The organism is Selenomonas sp. WCT3 (assembly GCA_900100835.1).
Classification (GTDB): Bacteria; Bacillota; Negativicutes; order Selenomonadales; family Selenomonadaceae; genus Selenomonas_A; species Selenomonas_A ruminantium_E.
The window spans coordinates 20,180-46,147 of sequence record FNCM01000007.1; the positions used below are offsets into that span (position 1 = coordinate 20,180).

Genomic DNA, 25,968 nt, shown 5'->3' on the forward strand with positions numbered 1-25,968 from the left:
GATAAAAATTTCGTTTAGAAAAACATCTCCCGCGTAGTGTTGGCACTGCCCCTAGCGGCGGCGAAGAGCTGCTTCGAATAAGGCTCCGCTAACCGATAAACTGTAATTTCACGCTTTTTTAGCGGATATGGGCTTCAGCGGCCTGCTGACGCAGACGGGCGATACGCTCAGCGGTTTCCGGATGCGTGCTGAACAAGTTGGCAATGGCTTTGCCAGACCCTTTCAGCGGGTTGACGATATACATATGGGCCGTAGCTGGCTGTGCCTGTGCCATCGGCTGAGCATGCGTTGCATAATACTCGATTTTCTCCAGGGCATCAGCCAAATAATTCGGATTGCCGCAAATTTCACCGCCATCATGGTCGGCCTCATACTCACGCGAACGGCTGATGGCCATCTGAATCAGCATAGCGGCAATCGGTGCCAGAATAACCATTGCCAAAGCGGCAATCGGGTTGCCGCCATCCTCGTCATCCGAGTTGCCAAAGAAGGCCAGGAACTGTGCCGAGTAGGTGATAACCGTTGCCATCATAGCCGCAATCGTTCCCGTCAGGATGTCGCGATTCTTAACATGGGAGAGCTCATGGGCCAAGACGCCGGAAAGCTCATTATAATCGAGCACATTCATGATTCCCGTCGTAACGGCCACAGCTGCATGATCCGGATTACGGCCCGTGGCAAAGGCGTTGGGAACATCGCTGTTGATGATGCACACCTTCGGCATGGGGAGGTTGGCATTAGCGGCCAGTTTCTCCACCAGCTGGAAAAGCTGCGGAGCATCTTCCCGGGAGATTTCCTGCGCACCGGCGGATTTCAATGCCATCGTATCGCTGAACCAGTACATGAACATATCCATACCCAGCGACAGGATCAGCATAGCCATAAGACCGGCTTTGCCGCCAATCAGGCCGCCCACAAACATCATCAGGGCTGCCAATAGAACCATTAAGAAAAGAGTCTTGAGATTATTCATGATTTCGTCACTCCTTATTGTGATGATTGATATACCAGCCAATCGCTAAAACGGCTGCTACAAAAATAATTTTCATATACAGGGCGTAGGGGAGGAGAAGGGCACCAACTGCCTTATCCGCAACCATGAGTTCCGCTGCGGTATAGCCGAGGATGGCCGCACCAGCATAAATCAGCGCCGGCACTTTCAACATGATCATCAGGAAAACCTGAGCACCGAAAAGCACGATGGGGATGGAAATCAGCAAGCCGCATATAATCAGGCTCCATTTTCCATCGGGTACGGTATTGGCGACACCAGCCAGCGATAATATATTGTCGATGCTCATGATAAAGTCGGCAATCAAAATCGTCCGCACCGCCGCCATAAAGGTCGTCGGCTGGCCGGCATCTTCGCCCTTTTCTTCCCGGTGGTCTGTGACCAGCTTTACCGCGATGTACAAGAGCGCCGCACCACCGATTGCCTCAATATAGGGCGTTGCCAAAATCCCCGTAGCAAACAGCGTGCAGACAATGCGGATAAACACCGCACCAAAACCACCGATCAGGATAGCTTTGCGCCGGTTATGATGCGGCAGATTCTTGCACGCCAAGGCGATAAGAATCGCATTATCCCCGGACAGCAGTAAATCCAAGAGCAAGATTCCCGAAAAAGCTGCCAGCCATTCCGGTGAAAACATACCAGTAAATAAATTTTCCATCTTCGTTATCACTTCTTCTTTCTGTACCAAAAAGACCTTGACCTATATACAGTCGTAATATGACTTTATATAAGATCAAGGTCTCGCTTACTAACGATTAGCCGGCCGTACCGGGATGCTCCAGCATCCGTACTGACGATATCAGGCCGTTCAGCTACTCCCCTTGTGGGGTATAGATTTAGTTGACTATGGCTATAATATACCATAGCCGTTTTGACTTTGCAAGCAAAAATGTCAAAACGTCAGCTAAAAATTCGATTAAATATCCAAATTGCGGACGAGTTTTGCATTTTCCTCGATAAACTGACGACGCGGCTCAACTTTGTCGCCCATGAGAATCGTGAACAGTTCATCCGCCGCTTCGGCATCTTCCATATCCACTCGCAGCATCGTGCGCGTCTCCGGGTCCATGGTCGTCTCCCAAAGCTGTTCTGGGTTCATCTCGCCCAGACCTTTGTAGCGCTGAACCGTAACGCCATCGCGGCCGACTTCATCGAGTTTCTTGGCGAGCTCTTCATCGCTGTACGTGTACCAATGTTTCTTGGCCTTGCGAATCTGATAGAGCGGCGGCTGCGCAATAAATACATGGCCATGCTCAATCAGCGGTTTCATATAGCGATAGAGGAAGGTGAGGAGCAGCGTACGGATATGCGCACCATCGACATCGGCATCGGTCATGATAATGATCTTGCCGTAACGGCGTTTTGCCAGGTCGAAATCCTCACTGATACCCGTACCAAAAGCCGTTATCATCGTACGGATTTCGGCATTGGCAAAAATCTTGTCCAGGCGTGCCTTTTCGACGTTGAGGATTTTACCGCGCAGCGGCAGGATAGCCTGGAAACGGCGGTCACGTCCCTGTTTTGCCGAACCGCCTGCCGAATCACCCTCGACGAGGTAAATCTCGGCCTGCTCCGGATCTTTGACCGAGCAGTCTGCCAGTTTGCCCGGCAGGCTGGATACCTCCAGTGCATTCTTGCGGCGGGTGAGCTCACGGGCCTTGCGGGCAGCCTCACGGGCACGAGCGGCCATGATAGCCTTCTCGATGAATTTCTTCGTGATGACCGGGTTCTCCTCGAAGTATTCCGACAGTCCTTCACTCACGATGCTGTCGACAATACCACGAACCTCACTGTTCCCCAGTTTGGTCTTGGTCTGACCCTCAAACTGCGGCTCGCGGATTTTAAGGCTGATGACACAGGTAAGGCCCTCGCGGACATCATCACCGGAGAGGTTGCCGTCTTTGTCCTTGAGGATGCCCTGTTTGCGGGCAAAATCATTAGCTGCACGCGTGAGTGCCAGTTTGAAGCCAGCCAGATGCGTGCCGCCCTCCTCCGTGTTGATATTGTTTACGAACGAGTAGATGTTCTCCTGGTAGCTGTCGTTATACTGCAGCGCAACTTCTACCACCGTATCATCCTTTACGCCGTTGAAATAAATCGGCTGCGGATTGATTTTTTCTTTTTTGCGGTTCAGATGCTCCACAAAGGAACTGATGCCGCCCTCGAAATGGAACGTTTCACTGCGAACTTCTTCGCCGCGCTCGTCATGCAGGGCAATCGTAATGCCATGGTTGAGGAAAGCCAGCTCGCGCAGACGGTGACGAAGGGTCTCATAGCTGTAGGTCGTAACCGAGAAAATCTCCGGGTCCGGTACAAAGTGGACGCGTGTACCCGTAGTCTCCGTATCGCCCGTAACCGTCAGCGGCTGCTGGGTGACACCGCGTTTGAAGGAAATCTCATGGATTTTACCATCGCGTTTTACCTGAACATCCATCGAAGTCGAAAGCGCATTGACGACAGAAACACCGACGCCATGCAGGCCGCCCGATACCTTATAACCGTCGCCGCCGAATTTACCACCGGCATGGAGGACCGTCAAAACGACCTCAACGGCCGGCATGCCGCTTTCGTGCATATCAACCGGAATACCACGGCCATTATCGACAACCGTGATGCTGTTGTCCTTATTGATGGTCACATCAATCTTATCGCAGTAACCAGCCAAAGCCTCATCGATAGAGTTGTCGACGACCTCGTATACCAGATGGTGCAGGCCGCGTTCCGACGTGCTGCCGATATACATACCCGGACGCATGCGGACGGCCTCCAGACCCTCGAGAATCTGAATCTGCTCTGCACCGTAATCCGCCTCAACAGCCGTTACCTCGGCACTGCTTTCATCTGTATGGATTTCGACACCAGTAGTATCGAGATCTTTATCCGCAAATTCATCGCTAGGCGCCTGAACCTCGTTTGGAGTCAGGTCAATTACTTTCGTTTCCTTGTCATTTGCCATAAAAATCCTACGCTCCCATCATTCCGTAACCAATCTTGTTTCCGTTATTTTCTTCGTTGCATCCACTGCATCTATCGTCGTAAACGCCAGCTCTGAGCGCCGCTTTAAAGTGAGCGGCGATATTACTGACAGGTATATTTTATCTTCGGTCAATACCAAGGCCTTAATGGACTCATGATCATCCTCCGGGCCAAGTTCCAGCGTATTTACCACCCGGCCGGCTTTTCGTTTCGCTGCCAGCATTTTTTTCCCTGGACCATTCTGAAAGAGTGCAAAATCCTGAATGGCTATGACGTCTTTGGTCCGAACCGATACGCCATTTCCTAAATGTAAAAACATCAGTGTTCACCTCTGCCTTTCTTGCCCAGCTTAATGACCGAGTAACGCTTTGGTGCTTTATAGTCCTTGGGCCGATGAAGATTGAACCGCAGGCGGTATATCGTCCTTACGATTTCATCCTCCGTAAGCTGCTCCGGTGGCAGGCAGCGATAGAGCATCACGAGGTTCTTGGCCTTGATACTTTGCGTATCGTTCACATCCACCTCAGTTGCCAGCTGCTGTACCATTGAAGCACGTTGATCATTCAAAAGCTTTGGCGTGCATTCTGGTACGTATTCCCGCACTTCCTTGCAGCGGGCCCAGGGGATATCCCGCAGGACTTGACGGACTCTTGCCGCTAAAGCTTCCCGCTGCTTGCGCCCGCATACCGGACAGCGCAATTCCTCTTTGGGGCATAGGGTACCGCAGTCTGCACAGGGATGCCATTCTTTCGTGGCCCTAAGTTTTTCCATTTGCATATGTTTGCGGAAAAGCTCTCTGGCCTTGGCCACAATATCCCCATCCATGTCTTCCCTGCCAATTTGCTCAGAGGCCTGCACTTCCTCAGCGGTGAGCAGAACCTGCTGGCGATTTTTGCCCCAGTTATATTCCCGCTTCGTATGCGCGATGCGGATTTCATCAATCCCATCGGTATCCGGATGCTCCCAGCGGCGGCTGAAGGCAATCCCAGCAATCATCTTCTGGCCAGCGTAATTGTTGACCAGCTGGGTGATTTGCTCCTGCATCATCACCAGATTGTTGCGCAGAGACGGATTTCCACAGTAAAGATACAGGATTTCCTTGCGGATTCCCTGGGGCTCCGTATGCTTGGCATTAAAGGAACCGACAATATCCTCCCAGTGCCAGAGCACCCAATGCATGAAAAATTTCTTTTCAAAGGCCGCTCCTTTGGTGTGAACCCAGCGGGGGATGACGGATTTTACTTTTTCCAGTCCTGGTGTGCGCTTTGCCATTCTATTACCTCGTAATCTGGCCCGCCTTAACGTAAAAATAAGTACCAATACGCTCCTGCGGGAAATACGCTGCATCCGTGGCGGTAATCATCGTCTGAATCCGCTCCCGGCGAATATACGCCATCAATTGCTGGCGCCGGGAAGCATCCAGCTCACTCATGACATCATCCAGCAGCAGGATTGGGTATTCACCTGTTTCGGAACGCAGAAATTCCAGCTCCGACAATTTCAAGGACAACACGCCAGTGCGCTGCTGTCCTTGGGAACCGAAATTCCGCAGATTGATGCCGTTGACCGTGAGCACGATGTCATCATGATGGGGCCCCCGGGTCGTTGAACCGCGCAGGATGTCCACCTCACGATGAGAAGCCAGCTCTTTATTATACCATGAAGCGAGGTCGTTTGTCATATCCCCCTCTTCCATGCCGTGAATCGCATAGGCAATCGACAGATTCTCCCGGTTGTCCGATATGCGGCGCTGCATGAGGTTAGCCAGCATATTGAGTTTCTTTACGGCCTCCTGACGCTTTTTCGTGATTTTGACAGCACTTTCGATGAGCTGGGGGTCCCAGAGGTCCAGCATTTCCGCCGAAGCCTTCCGTTCCCGAATGCGTTTTAACAGGGTATTGCGCTGGGTAACGATGCGGTTGTACTGCTGAAGCTCATGATAGTAAGCAGGACTTGCCTGGGAAATCTCACCGTCTAAAAAGCGCCGGCGTCCAGCCGGCGCTCCTTTTATCAAAAATAAATCTTCGGGAGAAAATAGAACGGTATTGATACTGCCGATTAATTCCTTAGGACGGATGGGATGTTCATTGAGGAGAATCCGACGCCGTTTTTCCCGGCTGAACTGAAATTCCAAATGATTTCCCACCCCCAGGCGGTCGAAATCCAACTGAACCGATGCCGCCGGCTGTTCCCAGCGTATCAAATCCGTATCGCTGTGGGTGCGGTGGGAATGGCCCAAGGAGGCATAGTAAACCGCCTCGAGGATATTCGTCTTTCCCTGAGCATTCTGGCCCAAAAAGACATTGATATTCGGGTCAAAGTCCAGCTGTATCTCGGAATAGTTCCGATAATTTCTCAGTAAAATAGAACGTACATACATTCTCTTATAATCTCCTGTCAGCCCAGGCGGCCTGACGTTACTCCTTGGTTACTCGCCAGGCACCCATGCCTTCGATTTCCACTACATCCCCAGGATGCAGTTTGCGGCGGCGGGCACTTTCCGTCTCGCCGTTGCGCTTGATGCGACGCTCCTCAATAAGCATCTTGACTTCGCCGCCAGATTGCAGCACGCCAGCCCATTTTAAGAACTGGTCCAGCTGGATTTCTTCGGTTTCGATTGCGATATCCTCAATCTGCATGTGGAAAACCTCCTTAGTGAGCCGTACGAACCGGCGTTACGATGTAGATAAACTCCTCATCATCCGCTTCGCGGACAGCTGCCGGGGAGAGGGGCTGATTGAGTTTAATCTGGCAGGTATCGCTATCGATATTCTTCATTACATCCATGATGTACTGGGCGTTGAAGGCAATGGTCAGCTCCGGCCCTTCAATGGAAGCGGCCACCGACTCTTCAGCATTACCGATATCCGGGTTGTTGGAGGTAATGTGAACCTGATTGTTGGCAAATTCCAATTTGATGATGTTGTAATCACCAGCCCGGGAAATCAGCGAAACGCGGTCAACGGCCGAGCTGAATTCTCCAGCATCGAGGGTAACCACCGTAGCAAACTCCGGCGGAATAACCCGGTGATAATCTGGGAAAGCCCCTTCAATTAGACGGGAAGTCATGTAGAGGTTCTCAAAGGCGAAGCTAATCTGGTTGTAGGTGCAGGTAACCGTCACGTCCGTGGGAATTTCCGAGGTCATATTGTGGAGAAGTTCCTGCAAAATGCGGGACGGAATAATGATTTTGATGTTGCCGATGCTCTCATCAAAGGTCTCGAATTTGACGGCGAGACGATGGGTGTTGGTAGCTGCCATGGTGACTTTCGTGTCGGCTACTTCCAAATAGCAGCCCGTAAATACGGGGCGAGACTCGTCGTTGGAGCAGGCAAATACCGTCTTCTTAACCAAAGAACGCAAAACGTTATCCTTGATCTTGAACTGAAGGTTGCCTTCCATCGGTTTGATGGTTGGGAACTCGGAAGCGTTCATGCTAAGAAGGGTAAAGTTTGCCTGATTCGACTGGATGTGGACAATCTTCTCTTCGCGATTAAAGGAAAGAGAGACACTATCCCCAGGCAGTTTGCGGATAACTTCCTGGAAATAACGACCGGAAAGGGCAATTTGGCCAGGTTCTTCAATTTCAGCTGGGATGCGGCAGACCATGCCGATTTCATAATTTGTTGCCTGAAGTTCCAAGATACCGGCCTCTGCTTTCAGGTAAATACCGGAAAGGATTGGGGTCTGGGGCTTGGTGGCTACGGCCTTGGATACAATCTGCAAGGCGCTGACCAGTTCATTTTTGGCACAGGTGATTTTCATTTTGGTGGTCCTCTCTTTTTTTTATTATTACTCGGAGTATTTTTAAATAAATAGCCGTCGTAGTAGTAGGGCTTGTGGAAATGTTGAAAAGTGCAAAAATCCCAATGTTATCAACGATTAACCTGTGGGTAATATGTTCATAACAAGAGGGGAGGTTATCCACACAATCCACGGTGAAAACCTCCCCTGTATTTTATCCACATTCTGTCGACAAGAAATCCGCAGGACTTTCCACAGAGTTATCCACGACGATTCTGTTCATAAAATGACGTTACATCTTCTGGATTCGCTCGACGAGTTCGTTTAGGATACCGCCGAGTTTGATGTCGGATTCTTTTTCTTTGCTGATTTTATCGCAAGCATGCAGTACCGTGGTGTGGTCACGGCCACCGAAGAAATTGCCAATCTGGGGCAGGGACGTATCGGTGAGCTCGCGGCAGAGGTACATGGCAATCTGCCGTGGGTAGGCAATGCTGCGGGTACGCTTCTTAGCGTGCAAATCGTCAATCTTTATCTTGAAGTAAGACGCTACGATTTCCTGGATTACTTCCATGGTAATCTCTTTCGTCTTGTTGTTCGGGAACACATCTTTTAGGGCCTCAGCCACTAAATCCGTGGTGACTGGCTTCTTAATCAGGGAAGCATAGGCAACGACGCGGGTCAACGCGCCTTCAAGTTCACGGATATTGCTGTCGATGCGGCTGGCAATGTAGACCATGACGTCATTTGGTACGCTGAAATGATCAAGCTGTGCCTTGTTTTTTAAGATGGCAATACGCGTCTCAAGGTCCGGGGCCTGAATGTCGGTGATAAGTCCCCATTCAAAGCGGGAACGCAGGCGGTCTTCTAAGCGTTCAACTTCCCGGGGCGGACGGTCGGAGGACAGAATAATCTGTTTCTCGGCGTCGTGCAGGGTGTTGAAGGTATGGAAGAATTCCTCCTGAGTACTGGTCTTGCCAGACAGGAACTGGATATCGTCGACCAGCAGGACGTCGATGTTCCGGTATTTTTGGCGGAACTTCTCCGCGTTACCTTCCTGGATGCTGCGGATAATCTCATTGGTGAATTGTTCACTGGAGACATAAAGAACCCGCATCTCCGGATGGTTGTGGAGAACCCGGTTGCCGATGGCATGCATCAGATGGGTTTTTCCGAGACCAACCCCGCCGTACATGAAAAAGGGGTTGTAGACCTTTCCTGGCGATTCGGCGACAGCCATAGCGGCTGCATGGGCAAAGCGGTTGCTGCTGCCTGTTACGAAGGTATCGAAGGTATATTTTGGATTTAAAGAGGAACTGTCGCCAGCGGCAAGAATGTGCATATCGCTATTTTCGGTGCTGGTGTTCGTATCTCCGTTGTGGCTGAAAAGGGTACCCTGGTCGGGGGGCTCCTTCGGACCGCGGCGAACTGGTTCTTGCTCTGGTTCCGGCGTTTTCTCCGTTTCAACTACTTTCATGACGATTTTTCGGGGGCTGCCCACAACAGCCGCAACTGCATCCTCAAGTATCGTCAGGTAATGGCTGGTAATCCAGTCCTTGGCCATAGCCGTTTGCGTGCCGAGGACTAAGTCCGATTCCGTCAGGGAGATAGGCTGAATCGGATCGAGCCATTTGAAGGCAGAGCCTGCGAGCTGGTCTCTCATATTATTGAGAATCTGCTCCCAGATTGCCTGCAATTCTGCTTGCTCCATTAAAATAACCCTTTCTGCTTATAGAATATGTAGAAAGCTTTTTCCACAGGTGAATATTTTTATCCACATTTTTATCCACAGGTGTGGATAAATGAAGGTTTCCCCAGGAGAAGAGGCGGGAAATATGGATAAGTTCACGGGACTTTCTGTTTCCGCGATTTTCAAGTGCTGTGGAGTTTTCCGCACAATAATCAACAATATCTTATCAGAATAAAATCAAGTTATCAACAGTTTTTAAGGGGATAACTGGTTAAAAGTAATATTTTATCCACAATTAGGGGCAAAAAATGCACAGGGAAAATCTTGACACCTCTTAGGGCGTAGGCTATAATTTACGGTGAGTCTTAGTGCGGGGGACACCTGCACGAGCATAAAGAAGATCTGATGCTTTGCTTCTATACGAATAGAAAAATCAGAAATCAGCATAAGGAGGTGTTTAACGAATGAAACAGACTTATCAGCCGAACAACCATTGGAGAAAGAAGACCCATGGCTTCCGTGAGCGCATGAAGACGAAAGGCGGTCGTCTCGTTCTGAAGAGAAGACGCCAGCGCGGTAGAAAGAAGCTTTCGGCATAAATTTTACAGTAAGGTCACTTAGGTGGCCTTTTCTTTTAGTTATCATTTGGTTTCGGAGCAAATCCGAATCGTTTTTATAGATATTGGTGAAATTACGAATGCTTACATTACCGAGAAAGAAAATGCTTAAGCGTCGCAGTGATTTTCAGCGGGTGTATCGTACTGGCCGCTCTTGGGCCAATCGGTATTTCGTGTTGTATGTATTTAAGACAGACAGCCTCGATGGCAAGGTCGGTTTTGCTGCTGGCAAGAAACTGGGTTGTGCTGTAGTTCGCAACCGTGTAAAAAGACTGCTGCGCGAGAGCTATCGCAAGAATCAGTCGCTGCTTCGTCCGGGGCTGGCACTATTGCTCGTCGGACGCAAGGGTATGGTCGATGTGAAATGCGATGTGGTGGAAAAATCGTTTGTCTCATTAGGGCGTAAGGCAGGAATCTTTGTGGATGCTGCTTCTCCGGATAGAAAGAAGGATAAAGGATGAAAAAGGCGCTGCTGCTGCTGATTAAGTTCTATCGAAACTTTATTTCGCCGCTGAAGCCGCCTTCCTGCCGTTATATTCCGACCTGTTCGGAGTATGCGATGATTGCCGTGGAAAGATACGGGGCGCGCCGTGGTGGCTGGCTGGCTTTGAAGCGCATTTTGCGCTGCCATCCCTTACATAAGGGCGGCTATGACCCTGTTCCATAAGTTGTTGGTTTAGTTTTTTTTAGATTAGGACGTGATGGTTTGGGTTTCTTTGGAACATTATTTGCACCGATTGAGAATCTCCTGCATTTTGTGCTTGAGCTGTTATATTCGTTGACGAGTATGGCGGGGATTGGCAGCTATGGTATGGCAATCATTTTGCTCACCATTATCATCAAGATGTTGATGTATCCGCTGACGGTAAAACAGGTAAAATCCATGAAGGCGATGCAGGAACTTTCGCCGAAGATGAAGAAGCTTCAGGAGAAGTATAAGGATAATCCCCAGGTTATGCAGCAGAAAATCGGTGCCCTCTATAAGGATGCGGGGGTAAATCCATTGGCTGGCTGCCTGCCGCTGCTGATTCAGATGCCGATTCTGATGGGGATGTATTATGCGCTTTTCAATTTCACCTATCCCTCGGCTGAGGCCGCTCAGTTTATGTGGCTGCCGAGTATGTCGGACCCGGATCCTATCTATGTGCTGCCCATTCTGTCGGCACTGACGACTTTCCTCCAGCAGAAGATGACGACGACGGAAATGAATCAGCAGATGAAGGTCATGATGACGGTTATGCCGCTCTTCATTGGCTGGATTAGCTTGAACTTCCCCTCGGGTCTTGTTCTGTACTGGGTAACGATGAATATCGTCCAGATTGTTCAGCAGTGGTGGATGTATCGTGGTGAGGATAAAACGAAGGAGGCTGCCTGATATGGCAGAGGTATTAGAAGCATCGGGGAAAACAGTCGAAGAAGCAATTGCTTTGGCTGCTTCCCAACTTGGTGTCACAACGGACCTGCTCGACTATAAAGTCATTCAGCAGCCATCCAACGGTTTCTTTGGTTTATTTGGAACTAAGCCGGCCCGCATTGAGGCGGTGGTAAAGTCCCAGCCAGCTTCCAGCAAGGAGCCGGCTGTGGTAACGGAAGCCGCTGAGGAGTCGGTTTCCATTGGGGAAACCGTATCGATTGAGGAACAGGCAAAGATTGCGGAGAAATTCCTGCAGGATGTATTCCAGACTATGAAGCTGGATGTAAAGATTGAGCGCGGGGAGTCCGAAGAAGGCGTTCTGTTCCAGCTCATCGGGGAAAATCTTGGCATTTTGATTGGCAAGCACGGCCAGACCCTGGATTCTCTTCAGTATCTGGCGAATTTGGCCGCCAATCGCGGTATTTCCGAGAATCGGGCCCGCATCATCATCGATATTGAAAATTACCGTTCGCGGCGTGAGGATACGCTGGTACGGCTGGCTGGCCATCTGGCAGAGAAGGCCTGCCGCATCGGGGAAGAGGTTCATCTGGAACCCATGAACCGCCACGAGCGTAAAATCATCCATATGGCCCTTCAGGACAACCGTCGGGTCAGCACTTACAGTGCTGGCGACGAACCCCGCCGCTATGTGGTGATTGCACCGAAACGCCGCCGCCGTTCCCGGAGGAATTACAGCGAACCGCGTTTTGATGAAGAATAAAATAGCTATCAGGCAAGAGAGCTGTGAAAGGGCTGTCTCATTTTGAGGCTGCCCTTTTGTGTATATGAGAGGTAATAATCATGCAACAAGGTGATACGATAAGTGCCATTGCCACGGCCCAAGGCGAGGGCGGTATTGGCATTATACGGATAAGCGGTGTAAACGCCATTGCGACGGCCGACAAAGTCTTTCGGGCTGCCAGCGGCAGGAAACTGGCCGATTATGAGACCCAGCGGGCGGTATTTGGCCATATTGTCGATGAAGGGGAAGAAGTGGTGGATGAAGCCATGGTGCTTTTGATGCGTGCCCCCCATTCCTATACGAAGGAAGATGTGGTGGAATTGCAGTGCCATGGCGGCCTTATGCCCCTTCGCAAGACTTTGGCCCTTACCTGGCAGGCTGGTGCCAGACCCGCTGAGCGAGGGGAATTTACCAAGCGGGCCTTTTTAAATGGCCGCCTGGATCTTTCCCAGGCCCAAGCCGTTATGGATGTCATCAGTGCCAAGACCGAGCGCTCTTTAAAAATGGCCACGGGACATCTTTCCGGACATTTTTCCGAGGGGATACGGGCCATGCGCCATGCCATTCTTGGGCAGATTGCCCATTTGGAAGCCGCCATTGATTTTCCTGAGGATGAAGTGGACGATGTGGTGATGTACGAGGTGGAGCATAATGTGGTTGATGTACGCAACCAAATCCAGAAGCTCTTAAAGACAGCCCAGACTGGCCGTATTCTAAAGGATGGTTTGATGACAGCTATCGTCGGCAAGCCAAACGTGGGGAAATCCTCGCTACTTAATGCGTTGCTGCGGGAGGAACGGGCAATCGTAACGGATATCCCGGGAACGACGCGTGACTCCATCGAGGAATATGCCAATGTGGGCGGAGTGCCCCTGCGCATCATCGATACTGCCGGCATTCGGGCCACTGATGACTTGGTGGAGCAGATTGGCGTAGATAAGGCTCGTTCCTATGTCAATCAAGCGGCACTGGTACTAGCCCTGTTCGATGCCTCCCGGGAACTTACGACTGAGGATGAGGAAATTTTTTCATTGATTGAGGGCCGAGATGCCATCGTTCTTCTTAATAAATCGGATTTGCAGCCGGTGCTGACCGAAGAAATGCTGCAGGAAAAGACTGGGGCGAAGGTGTTGGTTATTTCCACGGTAACGGAACATGGTCTGGATAATCTGGCCGATGCCATCCGCCAGAAGGTTTACGACGGCGGTTTGGATGCCGGGGATGAAGGTGCCTTTGTCAATGATGAGCGGCAGGCGGAAATCCTGCGGCAGGCCGATGGCCATCTGGCGGCGGCCTTGCGGACCATCGAAGCCCAGCTGGGCCTTGATTTCATCTCCATTGACTTGCGGTCAGCCTGGGAGAAACTCGGTGAGCTCACAGGCGAGACGGTGGGAGAAGATATCATCAATGAGATTTTCTCGAAGTTCTGTATTGGCAAATAAAAAAGAAGGTTGATGATTTTGGATAAAAATGTGTTCGTAGCGGATCGCTACGATGTGATTGTAGTTGGTGCCGGTCATGCTGGTGTCGAGGCAGCTCTGGCTGCTGCCCGTATTGGCTGCCGCACGCTGTTGGCCACGCTGTCCATGGATAATATCGCCATGATGCCCTGCAACCCCTCGGTGGGCGGGCCGGCTAAAGGCCATCTAGTTCGTGAACTCGACGCCCTGGGGGGCGAAATGGGTGTCAACGCCGATAAGACCTGCATCCAGTTTCGCATGCTAAATACGGGCAAGGGGCCGGCGGTTCATGCCCTGCGTGCCCAGGCGGATAAAAAGCTTTACCAGTTTACCATGAAGAAGACCTGCGAGGATACGGAGAATCTCGACGTCAAACAGATTCTCATCGACAAGCTGCTTTTAGAGGGGGACAAGGTAAAGGGCGTTCAGGTCGAGACCGGGGAAATCTACGAAGCCAAGGCCGTCATCATGGCTACGGGAACCTATCTCAAGGGCCGTATCATCATCGGTGAGCATACCTATACCGGCGGGCCTAATGGCCAGCGGGCGGCAATGAAGTTCTCCGATTCCCTGCTGGAGGCTGGCGTCCGCCTAATGCGGTTCAAGACAGGCACCCCGGCCCGGGTGGATGCCCGGACCCTGGACTATGACAAGATGGAAATACAGCCGGGGGATGAAGAATGCCGGAATTTCTCCTTTATGAGTGACGAAAGAACTCGTGAGCAGATTCCCTGCTGGCTGACCTATACCAACGAAAAGACTCATAAAATCCTGCGGGATAATATGCACCGGGCACCGATGGCCAACGGCATCATTGAAGGTATTGGCCCCCGTTATTGCCCATCAATCGAGACGAAAATCCTGCGCTTCCCGGACAAGGAACGCCATCAGCTCTTCTTAGAGCCGGAAGGACTCAACACCAATGAGGTCTATGTACAGGGCATGTCCACCAGTATGCCCATGGACGTCCAGCTGGAATTTTTGCGGACAATCCCGGGGCTGGAGCATGCGAAAGTCATGCGGGCTGGTTATGCCATCGAGTATGATTGCATCGACCCGACCCAGCTCAAACCGACGCTGGAGTTCAAGGATATCCATGGTTTCTTCTCGGCTGGTCAGGCCAACGGTACCTCGGGCTATGAGGAGGCTGCTGGTCAGGGCATCATTGCCGGTATCAATGCGGCGATGTTCGTAAAGGGGGAAGAACCCCTGGTATTGAAGCGCAGTGATGCCTATCTGGGCGTGCTGATTGACGACCTGGTCACCAAGGGGACCAGTGAGCCTTACCGCATCATGACCAGCCGGGCCGAGTATCGTCTGCTCTTGCGTCAGGATAATGCCGATCAGCGGCTGACGCCAATGGGCCGCCGCGTGGGCCTCGTAACGGATGAGCGCTGGGAACGATTCACGAAAAAGCAGGCGGCAATCCAGCAGGCCATGGAATATCTCAAGAAGAATTCCATTAATCCGACCCAGGAAATCAAGGACAAGCTGGCAGCTGCCGGAATTGAGCCAATCCGCAATGCAACGAGTTTTTATGAGCTATTGCGCCGTCCGGATGTGGACTATGCCAAATTGCAGGCTGTCTTCAATCTGCCGGAATTAGCCCCGGAGGTACAGCAGCAGGTAGAGATTTCCATTACCTATGAAGGCTATATCAAAAAACAGCTGGAGCAGGTCGAGCATATGGAAAAATTGGAAGAAAAACTCCTGCCAGAGGATATCGACTATCAGCAAGTGCCGAGCCTGCGCGATGAAGGCCGGGAAAAGCTGGCCAAAATCCGTCCGCGTTCTGTTGGGCAGGCCAGCCGCATCAGCGGCGTTTCGCCGGCGGATATATCGGTGCTGCTCGTATGGCTCGAACAGCAGCGCCGCATTCAGGATAAGAAAGAGGGTTGAAGATGTTTCGGGAAGAGATGAAAAAAGCCGCCGAGGCTTACGGAATTTCGCTGACGGAAGGGCAGTTGGAGCAGTTCAATCGTTATTATGAACTGCTGGTGGAGTGGAATAAGGTAATGAACCTCACGGCGATTACCGAACCCCATGAAGTGGCCATCAAGCATATGATTGACTCCCTTACGGCTTACGATAAGGAATACTTTGCTGAGGGAGTATCGGTAATCGATGTGGGTACTGGGGCTGGTTTTCCGGGACTTCCCTTGAAGATTTTTGACCCCACCATCAAGCTGACGCTGATGGATTCCCTCAACAAACGGGTAAAATTCCTGCAGACTGTCGTCGATGAACTGGGGCTGCAGGATGTGGAATGCGTCCATGCCCGGGCGGAAGAAGGTGCCCGCAATAAGAAATACCGGGAGCAGTTCGATATTGCCGTATCCCGCGCCGTGGCCCGGCTGCCAATTCTCTGCGAATATTGCATGCCGTTTGTCAAACGCGGCGGCAAATTCCTGGCCCTAAAGGGAATGCAGTATCAGGAAGAAGAACAGGAAGCAGCCAAAGCCATCAAGGTAATGGGGGGCAGTAACGTAACAACGCGCCCGGTCAAGCTTCCAGGCCTTGACGATGTGCGGGCTGTGGTGGAAATCACCAAGGGGATGCCAACTCCCAAAGCCTATCCGCGCAAAGCCGGAACGCCAGTAAAAAATCCATTATAACGCGAAGCGGAATGTTCCACGTGAAACATTCCGCTTCTTTTTACAAATTACCGTTTGCCGGGTAGAGGGGCCTTATTCGAAGCAGCTCTTCGCCGCCGCTAGGGGCAGTGCCAACACTACGCGGGAGATGGTTTCCTAAACGGAATTTTTATCCTTAATTAAGCATCGAAAAAGTTGCAAAACGCGCTTCGCTTGAACGGTAGCAATTTTTCGACGGATAGTGAGGATAAAAATTTCGTTCTTCACGGAAACCATCAAACGCTTCGTTTATGGCACTGCCCCTAGCGGCGGCTGAGGATGTGCCGGGGTTCGAAGTACTTCGTCCTCCGAGAGCGTAGTTTTTTCGTGTCGGCTCTAACCTAGGCGGCGGGGGACACAGTATCATAAGCGAAGCCTTGACGTTCCGCGTGAAGCAAGAAATTTTTGCCGGCGTTCTCGTTGGAAAAGCAGTTTCGTCCAAGCGAAGCGCGTTTAACTGTTTTCCAACTCTTAATTAAAAGGCAAAAATTTCTTGTAGCGGGTTGTCACCGGTGGAGCGTTGGTACTGGGGCCCCCGCCGCCGGCGACTTACCTCGAATACGAACTGGGTATTACTCCCCGGCAAACGGTAATTTTACAGCCCCTTTTTAGGTCAAATAATTATTAGCATCTGCTTGATAGGCAGGGATTTTTTGGCAGTAGGGCGAAATAGTAAAGGGAATATGTATATAATATAAGAAACGTTTTTATGCAAAAAGATTGTAGGGAGACAAAATGAACTGGAAAAAGAAAATTGCGTTATTAGGTGTAGGTTTGATGGTTTTTTCCGTCAGTGCTTCGTTTGCTGCCGCTTCGGCAGGAGCTACGGCAACTAATACAACTGCTTCCACTACTATGAGCGAAGAGGAAGCAGAAAAGGAGGCTAAGGAAATCTTTGACCGGGCTATGAAGCAAGCACGCGAAAAACAGGCTCTCAAGGAACAGCAGGAAAAGAAAAAAGTAAAAAAGGCATCCAAGTCGCAGGAAGAAAATGAAGATAATGCGAAAAAGGACGAGAAGAAGAAAAAGGTAGATCCAGAGGAAAAGCGCTTTGTGGAGTTATTGAAGGATAATGGGTTTACCTATTATTTGGATACGAAGAATGCCCGCTGGATTCGCATGCCGCATTCGGGCAATGAGTATATCGCGGATGTGTGGGTGAAACTGGTTCAGACGGATGAGAATGCGGAGTACAGCTATCCGCCGAAGTATTTCCTGGCTCATTACTATGTCCGTCCGAATACTCAGCAGATCCAGTTCCTGAGTGAACTGGAGGTTACGGGCCGCCCGGATAACGCCATCAAGGAGCGCCCCTACAGCATGCAGAACTGGGAAAATCTGGTGCCGGGGTCAGTGGAAGATGAGCTCTATCATGGCATCGTCAAAAATATGAAGAAAAATCGACTGGGCGGCAAATCCAGTAATGGCATGAGTGTCCGTGACATGGTAGAAGAGTATCTGAGGATTTCACTCTAAAATTTTCGGCCAGATTCTCAGAGGAAGTGGATAACTAAGGAATAAAAGCGCAACTTATCCACAAAAATATTGACATATCCACGGTTTTGTGGATATATTTGTGGATAAGTCCGCTATGAGAGTGCGATTATGAAGAATGTAATTCGTAAAAATCAAATCGATGAAGTCACCGGGTTGTTCAACATGATGTACTTTATGGAAGATTCCTATTATCTGCTGAAAGATGCAGGCAATGGGAACATCACCTTCCTGTATTTTGATGTAGAGAATTTCAAAGGTTATAATCGGAAATATGGCTTTCAAGATGGAAATAAATTCCTGCGGCGCATTGCGGGTATTCTGCGGGACGCCTTTCCCAATGGGATTTTGGCTCGGTTAAACGATGACCACTTTGTCGCCGCCGTGGAAAACGAGAATATCGAGGGGCGAATCGACTACGTCCGTCAGGCCGTTCATGATTTTGATCAGAATCTCGCCTTAGAGGTCAAGGTGGGAATTTATGTGCCAGCGGCCGGTATCCAGGATACGGCGCTGATCCTCGATCGGGCCAAGCTGGCTTGTGAAAGCGTAAAGGGCACTTACGATAAGGGCTGGGGCGTTTTTGATGAGGCCTTGGAAAAGAAGATCCGGATCAAGAATTACATCGTGAGCAATTTTTACCGGGCACTGGAACACCACGATATTGAGGTGTGGTATCAGCCGGAAATCCGCACGATGACGCGGCAGGTTATGGGCTTTGAGGCGCTGGCCCGCTGGAATTCCCCGGAGTATGGCATGATATCGCCTGGGGTGTTTATCGAGGTACTGGAGGATGCCCATCTCATCCATAAGTTGGATCTGTATGTAATCCGGGAGGCCTGTGAGGATTTCCGCCGGGTCCGGGAGCATGGCGAGGGTTGGCAGGAAGCTAGGATTTCGCTGAATCTTTCCCGGATGGATTTCCAGCTGACGGATATTTTTGCTGATGTGGAGAGAATCCGCCAGGAATATCAGGTTTCCTGCGACAGGCTGCATATAGAGATCACCGAAGGGGCTTTCAGCGTTGATGATGACCATATCATCAAGCAGATTATGCGTTTCCGGGAAGCCGGTTATGAAGTATGGATGGATGATTTTGGCAGTGGCTATTCTTCCTTGAATACGCTGAAGGATTATGACTTCGATCTCATAAAATTTGATATGCGTTTTTTGCGGGATTTTGGCAAGAAACATAAAACAGAGGTTATCCTGAAGTCGTTGGTCAATATGGCTAAGGAGTTGGGAATCCACACTTTGGCTGAGGGGGTAGAAACAGAGGAACAGTACCAGTTCTTGAAGGATATTGGCTGTGAACTGTGTCAGGGCTATTTGTTTGGTAAGCCACAGCCTTTGCGGCTTGCGGCGGCTTCTTATGCTGGCTCTGAAGCAACTTTATCCTTTGAACCGCTTATCAGCTCGGACTATTTCCGCAAAATCGGCAATATCAACCTGTTGAGTATATCGCCACTTCTTTCCTTTGAGGAGCGGCGGAACTACATCAGTGCGACGCCGATGGCGATTTGCGAACAGGGAGAATCCTTGTCCAGTTTCCGCTATATCTATACCAACCAGGCTTACCAGGATTATGTGAAAAGTCAGGGCTTTGAGAGCTTGGACGAAGAAATTCAATACTACCAGCAGGGAAAAGAACATTTTCAGCGGATGTTTGCCCGGCTGCTGAATCGCTGCCGCAGCCTGCGTAAAGAGTTATCGGTGGATTATACGATGAACGGTAAGCTGTGCAACATAAGTTGCCGTTATATCGCCAGTAATCCAGATAAAAAGGTGGATGCTTTTGTTTTTGTCATCGTGATGCTTTCGGCAGAAAATCCCCAGACCGTTGATTTTCATACTGCACTCCGCCATATCATGGGGATTTTTTCGCGGGTGGATTTTTTTTCCATCGATGGGCATGCCGAAAATATCTATATTGATGAGAACCAGAATCGCATTACTTGTGAAAATCCCACGGTGGAGGGAAGTTTGAAACTTTATGCGGAACGGTATATCGTGGCCGAGGAACGGGAGCTTTTCATGCGCTTCTACGATTTGCCGTCTCTTATCGAGCGGCAGAAAGAAATAAATCGGGACCACTTTACGGCGTTTTTCCATACCTATAACGATGACGGAAAGGTTTCTTTGAAGATATATATCATTATACCTTTCCTATTAGGTGGGGTGGAGTGCTGGCTTTCCTGTGTAAGGGATATGGATGGCCGCAGCCAGTTGATGCAGGTATCTCCTGGTGAGGTAAAGGATTGAATGAGAAAGAGGAGCAATATCCAGCTGGATATTGCTCCTCTTTCTTGTATGTGTATGTAAATGTAAGAATGGGGTAACAAATGGTAAAAATCAGTGATGGAACAGGCGGATGTGGGTCATCGCCATGGCCATGTTGTATTTGTCACAGGTCTCGATGACATTGTCGTCGCGGATGGAACCGCCAGCTTGGGCGACGTAGGCGACACCGCTCTTGTGGGCGCGCTCGATGTTGTCGCCGAAGGGGAAGAAGGCGTCAGAGCCAAGGGAGACGCCAGTCTGGGTAGCCAGCCAGGCCTTTTTTTCCTCCAGGGTGAATATGGGCGGTTTTTCGGTGAATACCCGCTTCCAGTTGTCGCCGCCTAACAGGTCCATGTATTCGTCACCAACATAGACGTCGATGGCATTGTCGCGGTCCGGGCGGCGGACATCGTCACGGAAAGGCAGGGAGAGAACCTGTGGTGCCTGGCGCAGATACCAGATATCGGCTTTATTGCCGGCAAGGCGCGTACAGTGGACGCGGGATTGCTGGCCTGCACCGATGCCAATGGCCTGCCCATCCTTAGCATAGCAGACGGAATTGGACTGGGTATATTTAAGCGTAATCAGGGAAATCAGCAGGTCGCGTTTCGCTGCTGCCGGGATGTCTTTGTTTTTCGTCGGGATTTCCTTGAGGCATTCCTCTGTCAGCTCGACCTCGTTGCGCTGCTGCTCAAAGGTAATGCCGAATACCTGTTTTTTCTCGATTTTTTCTGGCTGGTAGTTTGGGTCCATCTGGAGAACCAGATACGTGCCCTTGCGCTTCGTCTTGAGAATCTCCAGTGCGGCCTCAGAATAGGACGGTGCAATGATACCATCGGATACCTCGCGTTTAAGGAAGGAGGCCGTCTGGGCATCACATTCATCGGACAGGGCAACAAAATCGCCATAGGAAGACATGCGGTCAGCGCCGCGGGCACGGATGTAGGCCGTGGCGACTGGCGAAAGCTCGATACCCTCAACGAAATATGTTTTCTGCAGTGTTTCGGAGAGTGGAACGGCTACGGCAGCACCAGCCGGGCTGACGTGCTTGAAGGAAGCGGCTGCCGGCAGGCCCGTAGCCTTTTTGAGCTCCTGAACCAGCTGCCAGCTGTTCATTGCATCAAGCAGGTTGATATAGCCCGGTTTGCCGTTGAGGACCGTAAAGGGCAGGTCACCCTTTTCCATGAAGACACGAGCTGGTTTCTGGTTCGGATTGCAGCCATACTTGAGTTCCATTTCATTCATTGCAGGTTTCTCCTTTTTTAAAAACATATACGAAAAAAGCCGACACAAATCCAGGCATCGCCCAGACGGTCGGCTTTTCTTCCCTGTGCTCCCTGTGGTAATCCACTTCCGTCAGTTGCACAGCATCTATTGTCAATCTATCATAGAGCAGACACGTTTGTCAAGAGGGGAAAAGGGGAACGAATCACGTAATCAAAAAATTGCAGTTTAGCGAACAATCCTATACGAAACCTCTGTTAGATTTGCAAGATTTATGGTATGATATGGGATAGTAAGGTTTTATACTAGACGTACTATGTTACACATTTCTCATATTCAAGGGGGACTTCAGTTATGTTAAAAAGCATTGCAGTCATGACCAGCGGTGGCGATAGCCCGGGAATGAACGCAGCAGCTCGTGCAGTTGTTCGTACGGCGCTCTATGAAGGCGTTAAAGTCTGGGGTATCCGTGATGGGTATCATGGTCTGCTTGAAGAAGATATGTTTGAGATGCAGTCCAAAGACGTTGGCGATATTATCCAGCGTGGTGGTACGTTCCTGGGAACGGCCCGCTGTAAGCGTTGGAAGACGCCGGAAGGTCGTATGCTGGGCTATCAGCACCTGGTTGACCGCGGCATTCAGGGCCTTTGCGTCATCGGTGGTGACGGTTCCCTGCGCGGTGCTTCCCTGCTTTCCCAGGAGACCGGTATTCCTATCGTAGGTCTTCCGGGCACCATTGATAACGATGTCTGGGGTTCTGATTATACGATTGGCTGCGATACGGCTGCCAACACCATCATCGATGCCATCAACAAGCTCCGTGATACGGCTTCGGCACATCGCCGCGTCATTGTCATGGAGGTAATGGGCCGCAACTCTGGTTGGCTGGCTCTGGTTTCGGGCATTTCTGGCGGTGCAGAGTATATCCTCGTACCGGAGTCCCCCTTCGATCTTGATAAAATCTGTGAAGATATGAAGGCTGCTTATCAGAAGGGCAAACGCTACATCCTCGTCGTTGTTGCCGAGGGTGCTGGTAGTGGTCAGGAAATCGGTGATTACATCGCCCAGAAGACGGAACTGGATACCCGTGTATCGGTACTGGGCCATATCCAGCGTGGGGGCTCGCCGTCGGTTATCGACCGTGTTCGCGCCAGCCAGCTCGGCGAGCAGGCTGCTTTGGCTCTCATCTCCGGTCTTTCGGACATCGTTTTCGGCTTCAGCAAGGGCCGCGTCGTTTCCATCGACCTGCATGATTCGGTCAATAACAAGAAAAAACTCGATCCAGAGTATTTGCATCTGGCAAAAGTTTTGTTCTAAAAACGTGATAATTAAGGCTGCACGAGCCGTGCAGCCTTTTATTTGTGGTTATTTATCAGAAAATAAAAAATAGTTACAAAACTTTGTGTGTATAGTATAATGAGAGCACAGACCACTATTTCTCCAAGTACCATTACGATTGCTGAGTGATTTTTGACTAGTCAAAAAGGGAGATGCCACGTTTGGGCATCTCCCTTTTTGATTGCTATTTTACGAGTCCTTTGGCCAGTTCGACGGCTTTGACCCCGTCGGGGGCATAGGCATCGGCACCGGCGCTGTCAGCGTATTCCTGGGTGACCGCAGCGCCGCCGACCATGACTTTGGCGTTGCAGCCAGCGGCCTTTAGGTCAGCGATGACTTTGTCGATTTGGACCATGGTGGTGGTCATGAGCGCACAGAGGCCGACAATGTCGGCGTTGTTTTCTATGGCAGCTTTGACAATATCCGTGGAATCGACATCTTTGCCGAGATCGATGAGTTTGAAGCCGCTGTTGGCCAGCAGGGCACCAGTGATGTTTTTGCCAAGGTCGTGGACATCACCCTTGACCGTGGCGATGACTACGGTGCCGTTTTCGGCATTGGCACTGGCCGGAATCAGTTCTTTTAGCTTGTTGAAGGCTGCGCGCATCGTCTCAGCTGAGAGCAGCACCTGTGGCAGGAACATGCGGCCAGCGCCGAAATCTTCGCCGATTTCCGTCATGGCGGCGGTCAAGGCCTGTTCGGTGATTTCGTTGGCGCTGTGACCTTCCTGGATGGCCTTTTCGACCAGTGGGGCAACATCGTCTTTTTCGCCCTCGATAACGGCCTGCTTGATGGCCGGCAGGGTGGCCAGGACGGTTTCCTTGGCCACGGCGGCCTTTTTGGGCACGCTGAGATTGGCTTCGTCTTTGCTGAAGGCCAGGCCATTGGGGTCGTGTCCCAAAAGAGCCGCACTGGCCTTTAAGGCCTGCTGCATGGAATCGTCATAGGGATTCATGATGGGGGCATCGAGGCCTGCCGCTAGACACATGGTGAAAAAGGTGCTGTTGATGAGGGGTCTGTTGGGCAGGCCGAAGGAGATGTTGGAAAGTCCCATGGTGGAAGGATAGCCAAGTTCCTGGCGATAGAGGGCCAGAGTCCGGAGAACTTCATGGCAGGCATTGGCATCCGCGGAAATGGTCATAACCAAGGCATCCAGCAGGAAATCGCCATCGTCTAGTCCCTGCTTCTTAGCGGCCTTGATAATGCCCTGGATGGTTTCCAGGCGAGCTTTGGCTGTTTTGGGGACACCATCATCGGTAATAGGCAGGCAGAGGATGGCCGCACCGTATTTTTTCGCCAGCGGCAGAAATTCGGCAATGCGGTCCTTTTCGGCACTGACCGAGTTGATGAGGGCCCGGCCCGGGTAAGCGCGAAGACCGGCTTCCAAAGCCTTGGCATCGCTGGTATCGATTGCCAGTGGGGCATCAGTCAGCTGGGATATTTCCGTAACGGCGTGTTTCATGGCAGCAGGCTGGTCGATGCCGCCGACGCCCATATTCACATCCAGCAGGTGGGCACCGGCTTTTACCTGATTGATGGCTTCTTTTTTTACCGATAGGAAGGAGCCTTCCCGGATTTCGGCGGCGAGCTTCTTGCGGCCCGTGGGATTGATGCGCTCACCGATGAGGCGTGTGGGCAGTTCTTTGTCGATGCAGACGGCTTTGCTGCGGCTGGCCAGCCAGAGCTTTTTGGGCCGCTTAGCCCGTTCGGGTTCCCGGGCACCCTTTAACGTGTTGGCCAGGGCGGCAATATGGGCTGGGGTGGTGCCGCAGCAGCCGCCGAGGAAGGTAGCGCCGGCTTCCAGGAGTTTTGTACCCCAGCGACCGAAATCCTCGGGCCCCATCGGAAAGACCGTTTCGCCGTTTTCTAGATAAGGCATGCCGGCATTTGGCTGGACGCTTATCGGCACATCGCAGTTCTCCGCTAGGGTGCGGACAATGGGAACCAGCTGTTCCGGTCCCAGCGAACAGTTAACGCCGATGATATCAGCCCCCATGGCTTCGAGGATAATGGCTGCTGACTGTGGGTCAGTACCCGTGACTGTGCGGCCATCTTCGCTGTAGGAAAGCTGGCAGATAACGGGGACGTTGGGGGCGACATCTTTAGCCGCCAGCAGGGCGGCACGCATTTCCTGGATGTCGATGCAGGTCTCGATAATCAGGTAATCGGCGCCAGCCTCTGCCAAGGCCTTTGCCTGTTCGGCAAAACACTGATAGGCAGCTTCAAATTCCAAATCCCCTAGGGGGACGACAAAACGGCCTGTGGGCCCCATGGAACCTGCTACCTTGGCACGGCCGGCGGCGGCCTCTTTGGCAATTTTTACCGCTGCGGTATTGAGTTCGCCTACCCGATCAGCAAGGCCGTAGTGGTCGAGCTTCAAGGCACTGGCGCCGAAGGTGTTGGTCTCAATGATGGTGGAGCCGGCTTCGATATAGGCACGGTGAATATTTTTTACGACTTCCGGATTTTCCACATTCATGAGTTCCGGGCAGCCGCCTGGTTCAAGTCCACCGGCTTGAAGCATGGTGCCCATAGCACCGTCGAAAATATGAATCAAAAAGGTCACGCTCCTTATACTTTTCGGGAAGGACAGTCTGTTTTCGGACAGGCTGCACAGCCTTTTTTGTGAGTAACGGCTGCTTCTGGTTTTGATTTGTCTTCCTTATATAGTCCAATTATAGCCGTTATGCTTTTTCGGGGAATCAGCATCATCGATGAGGATAGTTGAATACCGATATTGGCCGCACCGGTGAGACGGATGAGTTCCGGCTGCTGCTCGATGGGCCAATCGCCGTAGCCGGGGCTGAACCGCCAGCGCATGCCATAGCCTTTTGCAGCAGCTTTGGGGCGGATGGCCTTTTCCATGGCATCGGCGACTTGTTCTACGGCCGCAGTGGCGGCAGCGTCTAGCAGCACTGAGGAGGCATATTGCCCTTCCTCAAAGCGCTGGGTCACGGTTTCTTCGATGGTTTCGCCCACGGTTGTTGCCAGGGCGATGACTTTTTCACAGCCGGCAAGATGGGCGCCAATTTTTACCCCTTTCAGAATGCAGGTTGGTGCGGCTTTTACTTCCTGGTTTTCACAGTCGTAGTCGTAAACTTCCCAGATTCCCTTGGGGGAAGCCAGAAGCCGGGCGTCCTGGCAGGCTTCCTCGATTTTGCTTTCGTCAAAGTTCTCCGCCTTCATCAGGCCGGCATACCGTCTGGTTTCTTTGGCATCGATGGCTAATAGTGGTGCATTGTAGATAGGCATTCGCTTCACATCCTTTCGCACCTGGGCAGAAATATTTTTTTGGAAATGTTTCACGTGAAACATTGGCTTTTCCGTCATTTCATATTATT

The 25,968-nt window shown here is 51.2% G+C and carries 23 protein-coding genes and 1 riboswitch; of the genes, 11 read left to right on the forward strand and 12 right to left on the reverse strand.

Going from position 1 to position 25,968, the window contains the following annotated elements; translation table 11 throughout:
- Window positions 1–118: 118 nt before the first annotated feature.
- The 9 genes from htpX to dnaA all read right to left on the reverse strand — a co-directional run bounded on the left by htpX (window position 119) and on the right by dnaA (window position 9,446).
- Complete coding sequence (htpX, locus tag BLQ36_RS07675; protein WP_074515054.1) at window positions 119–973, reverse strand: zinc metalloprotease HtpX; 855 nt, start codon at window positions 971–973, stop codon at window positions 119–121.
- 7 nt (window positions 974–980) lie between these two features.
- Entirely contained in the window at window positions 981–1,673 is a 693-nt protein-coding gene (locus tag BLQ36_RS07680) for a TerC family protein (RefSeq protein ID WP_074515055.1), read from the reverse strand.
- 258 nt (window positions 1,674–1,931) lie between these two features.
- A complete protein-coding gene (gyrB, locus tag BLQ36_RS07685) occupies window positions 1,932–3,971 on the reverse strand; it encodes a DNA topoisomerase (ATP-hydrolyzing) subunit B (RefSeq protein ID WP_033170569.1) in 2,040 nt (679 codons plus the stop codon).
- Window positions 3,972–3,989: 18 nt separating this feature from the next.
- Window positions 3,990–4,310 carry an extracellular matrix regulator RemB gene (gene remB, locus BLQ36_RS07690; protein WP_051635273.1) on the reverse strand — a complete coding sequence of 107 codons (321 nt, stop codon included), beginning with the start codon at window positions 4,308–4,310 and terminating at the stop codon, window positions 3,990–3,992.
- Window positions 4,310–5,263, reverse strand: a complete 954-nt coding sequence (locus tag BLQ36_RS07695) for a DUF721 domain-containing protein (RefSeq protein WP_074515056.1) — start codon at window positions 5,261–5,263, stop codon at window positions 4,310–4,312. Before BLQ36_RS07695 ends, remB begins: the two co-directional genes overlap by 1 nt.
- Before the next feature lie 4 nt (window positions 5,264–5,267).
- Window positions 5,268–6,371, reverse strand: a complete 1,104-nt coding sequence (recF, locus tag BLQ36_RS07700; RefSeq protein ID WP_074515057.1) for a DNA replication/repair protein RecF — start codon at window positions 6,369–6,371, stop codon at window positions 5,268–5,270.
- Between the two features lie 37 nt (window positions 6,372–6,408).
- Window positions 6,409–6,630: an RNA-binding S4 domain-containing protein gene (locus tag BLQ36_RS07705; RefSeq protein WP_180364843.1), complete on the reverse strand. Its 222-nt coding sequence runs from the start codon at window positions 6,628–6,630 to the stop codon at window positions 6,409–6,411.
- A 13-nt stretch (window positions 6,631–6,643) separates the two neighbouring features.
- On the reverse strand, window positions 6,644–7,756 hold the full coding sequence (gene dnaN / locus BLQ36_RS07710; protein ID WP_074515058.1) for a DNA polymerase III subunit beta: 1,113 nt from the start codon (window positions 7,754–7,756) through the stop codon (window positions 6,644–6,646).
- Between the two features lie 271 nt (window positions 7,757–8,027).
- The gene (gene dnaA / locus BLQ36_RS07715; protein ID WP_074515059.1) at window positions 8,028–9,446 is read right to left on the reverse strand and encodes a chromosomal replication initiator protein DnaA; all 1,419 of its coding nucleotides are present in this window, start codon (window positions 9,444–9,446) and stop codon (window positions 8,028–8,030) included.
- A gap of 443 nt (window positions 9,447–9,889) precedes the next feature.
- Between dnaA and rpmH the strand changes: the two genes are divergently transcribed.
- The 10 genes from rpmH (at window position 9,890) to BLQ36_RS07765 (ending at window position 20,047) form a co-directional block, all read left to right on the forward strand.
- Window positions 9,890–10,024 (forward strand): 50S ribosomal protein L34, encoded by a 135-nt coding sequence (rpmH, locus tag BLQ36_RS07720; protein WP_033170574.1) that lies wholly within the window; start codon window positions 9,890–9,892, stop codon window positions 10,022–10,024.
- Window positions 10,025–10,122: 98 nt separating this feature from the next.
- A complete protein-coding gene (gene rnpA, locus BLQ36_RS07725) occupies window positions 10,123–10,503 on the forward strand; it encodes a ribonuclease P protein component (RefSeq protein WP_074515060.1) in 381 nt (126 codons plus the stop codon).
- Complete coding sequence (gene yidD / locus BLQ36_RS07730) at window positions 10,500–10,709, forward strand: membrane protein insertion efficiency factor YidD (protein WP_074515061.1); 210 nt, start codon at window positions 10,500–10,502, stop codon at window positions 10,707–10,709. The genes rnpA and yidD overlap by 4 nt, the downstream gene beginning before the upstream one ends.
- Before the next feature lie 39 nt (window positions 10,710–10,748).
- On the forward strand, window positions 10,749–11,417 hold the full coding sequence (locus BLQ36_RS07735; protein ID WP_074515062.1) for a YidC/Oxa1 family membrane protein insertase: 669 nt from the start codon (window positions 10,749–10,751) through the stop codon (window positions 11,415–11,417).
- A 1-nt stretch (window position 11,418) separates the two neighbouring features.
- Entirely contained in the window at window positions 11,419–12,177 is a 759-nt protein-coding gene (gene jag, locus BLQ36_RS07740) for an RNA-binding cell elongation regulator Jag/EloR (RefSeq protein ID WP_074515063.1), read from the forward strand.
- An 80-nt stretch (window positions 12,178–12,257) separates the two neighbouring features.
- Complete coding sequence (gene mnmE, locus BLQ36_RS07745) at window positions 12,258–13,640, forward strand: tRNA uridine-5-carboxymethylaminomethyl(34) synthesis GTPase MnmE (RefSeq protein ID WP_074515064.1); 1,383 nt, start codon at window positions 12,258–12,260, stop codon at window positions 13,638–13,640.
- Window positions 13,641–13,670: 30 nt separating this feature from the next.
- Complete coding sequence (mnmG, locus tag BLQ36_RS07750) at window positions 13,671–15,557, forward strand: tRNA uridine-5-carboxymethylaminomethyl(34) synthesis enzyme MnmG (protein ID WP_074515133.1); 1,887 nt, start codon at window positions 13,671–13,673, stop codon at window positions 15,555–15,557.
- Window positions 15,558–15,559: 2 nt separating this feature from the next.
- Window positions 15,560–16,273: a 16S rRNA (guanine(527)-N(7))-methyltransferase RsmG gene (rsmG, locus tag BLQ36_RS07755; RefSeq protein ID WP_074515065.1), complete on the forward strand. Its 714-nt coding sequence runs from the start codon at window positions 15,560–15,562 to the stop codon at window positions 16,271–16,273.
- Between the two features lie 753 nt (window positions 16,274–17,026).
- Complete coding sequence (locus BLQ36_RS07760; protein WP_074515066.1) at window positions 17,027–17,767, forward strand: hypothetical protein; 741 nt, start codon at window positions 17,027–17,029, stop codon at window positions 17,765–17,767.
- Between the two features lie 129 nt (window positions 17,768–17,896).
- Window positions 17,897–20,047, forward strand: coding sequence for a putative bifunctional diguanylate cyclase/phosphodiesterase (locus tag BLQ36_RS07765; protein ID WP_074515067.1), 2,151 nt, complete (start codon window positions 17,897–17,899; stop codon window positions 20,045–20,047).
- Between the two features lie 90 nt (window positions 20,048–20,137).
- Here BLQ36_RS07765 and BLQ36_RS07770 read toward each other — a convergent pair whose 3' ends face one another.
- Complete coding sequence (locus BLQ36_RS07770; protein WP_074515068.1) at window positions 20,138–21,310, reverse strand: phosphoribosylaminoimidazolecarboxamide formyltransferase; 1,173 nt, start codon at window positions 21,308–21,310, stop codon at window positions 20,138–20,140.
- Between the two features lie 52 nt (window positions 21,311–21,362).
- A riboswitch (ZMP/ZTP riboswitch) is annotated at window positions 21,363–21,439 on the reverse strand.
- A 204-nt stretch (window positions 21,440–21,643) separates the two neighbouring features.
- Here BLQ36_RS07770 and pfkA point away from each other — a divergent pair.
- Entirely contained in the window at window positions 21,644–22,606 is a 963-nt protein-coding gene (gene pfkA / locus BLQ36_RS07775) for a 6-phosphofructokinase (protein ID WP_074515069.1), read from the forward strand.
- 205 nt (window positions 22,607–22,811) lie between these two features.
- Here pfkA and BLQ36_RS07780 read toward each other — a convergent pair whose 3' ends face one another.
- Together BLQ36_RS07780 and BLQ36_RS07785 are read right to left on the reverse strand one after the other, a co-directional pair.
- Window positions 22,812–25,184 (reverse strand): homocysteine S-methyltransferase family protein, encoded by a 2,373-nt coding sequence (locus BLQ36_RS07780; protein ID WP_074515070.1) that lies wholly within the window; start codon window positions 25,182–25,184, stop codon window positions 22,812–22,814.
- 14 nt (window positions 25,185–25,198) lie between these two features.
- Window positions 25,199–25,879: a vitamin B12 dependent-methionine synthase activation domain-containing protein gene (locus BLQ36_RS07785; protein ID WP_074515071.1), complete on the reverse strand. Its 681-nt coding sequence runs from the start codon at window positions 25,877–25,879 to the stop codon at window positions 25,199–25,201.
- Between the last annotated feature and the right edge of the window lie 89 nt (window positions 25,880–25,968).